The sequence below is a fragment of the Deltaproteobacteria bacterium genome (assembly GCA_020845775.1).
Lineage (GTDB): Bacteria > Bdellovibrionota_C > UBA2361 > SZUA-149 > JADLFC01 > JADLFC01.
In genome coordinates, this window is the sequence record JADLFC010000080.1 from 1 (window position 1) to 5,411 (window position 5,411).

The window sequence follows — 5,411 nt, forward strand, 5'->3', positions numbered from 1 at the left end:
CCATTTACAAAAAGGATTTTTGTAAATGGTATAAACAGCAAGTGCGTAAGCACTTGCCAATAAACAACAAATACCGTTTCCAAAAAGTAAAATATTTAACTTACTTTTTGGAAACGGTATAAATGCGACGCCAGTAGTAATTAAACCCAATGGGCCAAGGGAGATGAATGCACGTTATATCGACAAATACGAAATAGTGTCTATTTGCGGGCACGGTCCGGTTGGAACCGTTTATAAGGCTAGGGACACAGAATTTGGCGAGATTCTGGCGCTAAAGGCCATACGTGTGACCGAGGTTAGGGGAAAGGCGACCGATGCAGAAGTAATAGGTCGCTTTAAAGAGGTTGCAACTAGTGTATGTATGTTAAAGCACCCCAACATCGTTATCGTTCTTAACTCAGGGTACGTAGACGATGGAACTTTATTTATCGTGACTAAGTATGCCGAAGGTGAATCGCTCGAGACCATGATTTCGCGGCGAAATAGATTTGGCAATCAGGAACTGTTGCACTATTTGGGTCAGATAGCGAGTGCAATTGATTATGCACACAGTCGCGGAGTGTTGCACGGCAATATTAAGCCGAGCAATGTTATCGTTGATGCGAACCATAAGGTACATGTGCTGGATTTTGGGTTAATGCGCTTTATGACTTCGCTCGTGCCGTCAGTAGACACAGTTCCAAGATCTCCGGACTATATGGCGCCAGAACAAATTCGCGGTGAAGCGGTAGATGATGCCATTGACATTTTTGCGCTGGGCGTAGTTGCGTTTGAGATGTTTACTGCGCGTCTGCCGTTTGGGGCAAAGGATTTTACTACGGTTGCTAATAACATATTGCATAAGGCACCGGTGTCACTTTCTCATTCGGGACGAAAGCTTAGTTCAGAGGTAGAGAGCATTTTACATAGAGCTTTGGCCAAGAATCCCAAGGAGCGCTATTCAAGTGCTCTGGCGTTTGTGGGCGATTTGGGAAAGGTGTTGGACATTATGGTGGATGGACGTGGTTTGCTTGGCGGTTTTTCGCCAAATGCGAATGCCAACAAGAACATTGGCGGTGAGGGGGATCGAAAGGAAGTAGATAGGGCTGAAAAGTTAGATTTAAGCAAGCGATCTGGTTTGCGGGCAATGGTGGAATGGAGTATTCGGGCGAGGGAGAAATCTCAACTATCTGCGACAGAGGGCAGGACTGCCTTGAATGACGATCGATTGTTTGCTTCGCGATCTTCGGCTGGAGTCACGGGCGGAGGCGCTACGCCAGAGGGGAGGGAGAATGCTCGAGGTAAGAGCAATCCTAGTAGTGAGGAGATTAGTTCCTTAGGGCTGTTTAGGAAGTTAAAGATAGTCGTTACTATTTGTGCTATCGCCATTGGAGTTACTATTGTTGGGGCATTATCTTTTAGTAGAACATCGGCGATTTCAAATGAGGCAAGCGAGGAAAGGCTTTCTCAGGCGTCAGCGCCACCTGTCGATTATGAAAAGATTAAGCTCTCGGAAGTACGAGAATATGACGATGAACTATTGGCTAGTTTACTTCGTTCTCAGCAGATGGGGATTAAGGAGAGGCGAATTTTAATCTCTGAGGCTGGGAAGAGAACTGGAGAAGAATTTACAGAAATTTTAGGCACATTGGCGGCTAGTGGTAGCGACCTAATTCGCGTCTCAGTGGCGACCGCTTTGTCGTTACGACCACATTGGGAGCGCAGTAACGGTTTTCGTGCTCTTACGTCGCTCGCAGAGGACGAGAATTATCTGGTTCGTGGCTATGCCGCTAAAGCTCTTGCGAAAACAGGCAAGCCGGAGGCAAGAGCCTTTCTCGAGCGGAGATTGGAGGTTGAAGAAGATAAGGTAGTAAAAACAGTATTAAATGAAGTGCTAGGTCATAGCGGGGATTTAAAGGCCGTTGAGGAACTTGTCGATTAAGTATATTAATTAGCTATATTAAGTTTGGTTTGGGGTCGATTATATTGATATGTATCGCACTGTAGATCGAGTGAATCTTGATAGGGGATAAGAAAGATGGAAATGGTTAGAACAAAATGCAATTTGTTAGCCACAAAGAGCAGTCTATTATTGCTAGTTATTTTGCCGGTGTTTGCAATGACGGCTTGCGCTAAAAAGGTAACTCCGGTTGCTCCACAGCCACAAGAAGAGGTGAGGGCTCCAGATCTCGAGCATACGATTCAATTTCAGGGTGAAACTTTAGGATTAATTGCAGCATGGTACACTGGTAAGGTTGCCAACTGGACGGCAATTGAGGCTGCTAATCCTGGAATTAAGGCGACCAATCTAAAAATTGGACAGGTCATCGTAATTCCAGCAGGCTTAATTATTAAGCGCGAGCAGTTGCCAAAAAAGTTTATTAGGCAGCATGGCTTTAAGCAAAGTGCGCCTCAATCGGCAGTGTCAGAGCAGGCTGGATCTGAAGGAACTGCTAGTCTTGAAAAGCAGGGGGAAAAGACTCCACCAGCAGCGGTTAGTAACGCTAGTGAAAAGCCAAGTGATGCTGTAGTCGTTAACGAGGTACCGACGGCGTCGGCGACTTCAGCAGCAACCATGGCTGCAACTACCGCAGACGTAGATATGGCCGCAACAGGTAAGTCTCAAGGCGATAACAGAGATAATTCAGCGGGCGAAAAGCCCAGTGACGAGGATAGCGAACGCGAGAAACTGCTCGAGGAACTTCTCGAGCAACAGTAATTGGCCTGTCTGGAAAACGCTAGTTTTCCAGACACACGCCCTTTGTGAAGTGTTGCTCTAGTCAGGCTCCACTAGGATCGTCACATTTCCCGAATACGATCCGGCTTCGCCGAGGCTTAGTTCGCTTTCTGTTATAGTAGCTTCTATGTTTGCCGTATTGCTGCCACCGCAATCGCTCGCAGTGGTGTTTGCTCCGCTCTGGCCGGTAAGCGCAGTTCCCGATGTCAGCAGGACATTGCCGGTAGTGCCAGTCTGGTCGTTCCACCGAAGTGAGTAGGCGAGCTCATTAGACGCACCATCATTTACGGTGAAAGCTCCACCAGTGCCGTTACCCGTTGCTGTTATGCGATAAGTACCAGCTGGGTCATTGGTGTAGATACAAACATCATCCGCAGCAGTTTTATCGCCAGTTCCAGTGAAAGTTCCAAGTGCTAGGTCCGCTACATTAGAAATGCGAACGCGAGGAGGAATTGTAATAGTTATCGAGAGAGAACCAGTAGATGTAGGCCCGAGCGTGCCGTCTGTTGCGGCGTGTGCCGCGGCATAGTGCGATGCAACGACGAAAAAAAAGATGCTCGCTCTACAAAACAAACTCCCAAGTCTAAAAATACAAGCATTATCCTTCATCGCAACTCACCTGGAAACACAAAATGTGTGTGCAGCTATACCGTTTCCAAAAAGGATTTTTGTAAATGGTATAATAGTTGAGCCATATCTATTGCTAAGCTGCCATCTTGCTTCGCATTGAGCACAATATATAGCACGCAATCATTCAGTAAGCATTTTGTTTAATGGCCCTAAGTGTCTTGGTCTCATGGGCGTCTACACGGCACCGACGCTCATTGACAGAGCATCGTAATTACTGGGGTTTTTAGAGCTTAAATTTACTACTAAACTACGGTTAATACCCATTAAAAGAACGGCGTATTTTTCGTTTGTTCCAGATGAGATGGACTTGTTATGGTTCAAAAGAAGCGGTTTTTTTGGATTATTACCGTAGTTCTCTCCTGCGTTTTTCATGTCTCGGCTCGGGCTGATGAAGGTGCGGCAACTAAACTTAAGCCTGAGCGATTTTCGCTACTGTTAGATGACGACACCTACGGCTCTGTACTGGTTCGTCACGGAGGGGGTATGTTCGAGATTGTCCACCCAGACGAAATTCTCGAACAGCTACCGTCGACCAAGGCCCCAAAGATTTTCCGAGCGCTGTTTTCTGGTTTAATTGAGGGTTCGCGAGTCGACTACGGTGTGGGCTCTATAGTCTATAATCCTAAGTTTAAATATATAACGATAAATATACATTCTTCTTTTCTTTTGGAGGACAATCGAATTTCGCCTAATAACCTTCAGACGGAAACGGCAATGCCAAGTTTGTCATCGTGGCGAACCGCGACAATAACAAAGGAGGAATCTCAACGCGAAAGTACGGTGGATGTGTACTTCAATCAGCAACTTAAAGGCCAGCTAATATTGCGGTTATCTAAGCACTGGTTTCAAGTAGTAGATCCGACTTACTTGCTCAGTCTCCTGCCACGACTAAAACGACAAAGTGAGTTTATTAGCTTTTTTTCTGGGAAAATATTTGATGAAAAAAGCATAGAAGGATTTGCGTCAATTTCTTTAGACACAAGCACTAATCAACTTGAAATAGAGATTGCAGACGCATTTCAGTTCACGCAAACGCAAGCAACAGAGGAATCCAAGCATGAGCTGCAGCCGCAGTATCCCACTTCTCGTGCCAGTGATGCTTTTCCCAAGGCAAGCAGTTCGTCACTCTTAGACGACAAGCCGAGCTCGGAGTCAGTAAACTCCGAGGAAGGAAGTGCCTCGAAAGAATCTGGTTTAGCAAGCATACAAATTCACAAACTTGAAGAGTTCGAGTCCGAACCAACCGCTGTCGAAAATGAGTATGAACCTGAGAGCATGTTGTTCGATCTGTATCTCGCCGATACTCAGCGTGGCACAATACTTGTGAACTTTACGGAGAACTGGTTTGAAGTTCCTAACCCAAATGATTTGGTGGAGCAGTTGTCAGAAACAAAAGACAAGCAAGCGATTGTCGAGCTTGTCTCAGGCCGAATACATAAAAAGCGGTCGATCGAAAATATTGGGAGTGTGCATTACGATCTGGACACGTTTCAAATAATCCTCAATATAGATCCTAGTCTTCTTACTGGACATTCGCTAGTTCTCGACGATACGCTACCAAATCCCGAGCGCAAATTTTCGTTGCAGCAATCTGTTCACTATGCCGCAGCGGGCGAGCTCGATACGGCTATGGATATGGCTTTAACGCACAAAACAATTGCTAGCCTTAGTAAATATTGGTTAAACGCTAACGGGACATACGTCCAGAATGACGATTACGAGTTTACAGAATTTTCCGCAAATGGGATTGTCGATGACTTTGAAACAAACATCGGTCTCCTTCGGACGGATGGACAACTTTTGACTTCCAGTAATGATTTTGTGGGTCTAAGTGTTCAAACGTCGGAAAATATAATTACAAACCAAAGCTTACTAAGGGGAAGTAAACTTGAAGTTTTTGTGCCATCGCATGCGCGCGTTGATTTTTTTCGCGGCGGACGATTGCTCTCTTCGCAGGTGCTCGATTACGGACTCCAGGAAATAAATACCGTGGCGTTTCCCCAAGGAAGTTATGATGTCGATATTGTAATTACCGAAGACGATGGGAGCGTTAGTCGTGAAAGTA

Annotated in this window: 4 protein-coding genes; 3 read left to right on the forward strand and 1 reads right to left on the reverse strand. The window is 45.7% G+C overall.

Going from position 1 to position 5,411, the window contains the following annotated elements:
- The first annotated feature begins 163 nt into the window (after positions 1 to 163).
- A complete protein-coding gene (locus IT291_05090) occupies positions 164 to 1,921 on the forward strand; it encodes a protein kinase (protein ID MCC6220602.1) in 1,758 nt (585 codons plus the stop codon).
- Positions 1,922 to 2,017: 96 nt separating this feature from the next.
- Complete coding sequence (locus IT291_05095) at positions 2,018 to 2,698, forward strand: LysM peptidoglycan-binding domain-containing protein (GenBank protein MCC6220603.1); 681 nt, start codon at positions 2,018 to 2,020, stop codon at positions 2,696 to 2,698.
- Between the two features lie 57 nt (positions 2,699 to 2,755).
- Here the strand turns inward: IT291_05095 and IT291_05100 are convergent, their stop codons facing one another.
- Positions 2,756 to 3,325, reverse strand: a complete 570-nt coding sequence (locus tag IT291_05100) for a hypothetical protein (GenBank protein ID MCC6220604.1) — start codon at positions 3,323 to 3,325, stop codon at positions 2,756 to 2,758.
- Between the two features lie 333 nt (positions 3,326 to 3,658).
- Between IT291_05100 and IT291_05105 the strand changes: the two genes are divergently transcribed.
- On the forward strand, positions 3,659 to 5,411 hold a 1,753-nt coding region (locus IT291_05105), incomplete at its 3' end, for a TcfC E-set like domain-containing protein (protein ID MCC6220605.1).

What these genes read in the sequence shown, in the direction of transcription:
- IT291_05095 (MCC6220603.1), top strand. Translation starts at nt 2,018, where the DNA reads ATGGAAATGGTTAGAACAAAATGCAATTTGTTAGCCACAAAGAGCAGT.
- IT291_05100 (MCC6220604.1), bottom strand. Translation starts at nt 3,325, where the DNA reads ATGAAGGATAATGCTTGTATTTTTAGACTTGGGAGTTTGTTTTGTAGA.
- IT291_05090 (MCC6220602.1), top strand. Translation starts at nt 164, where the DNA reads ATGAATGCACGTTATATCGACAAATACGAAATAGTGTCTATTTGCGGG.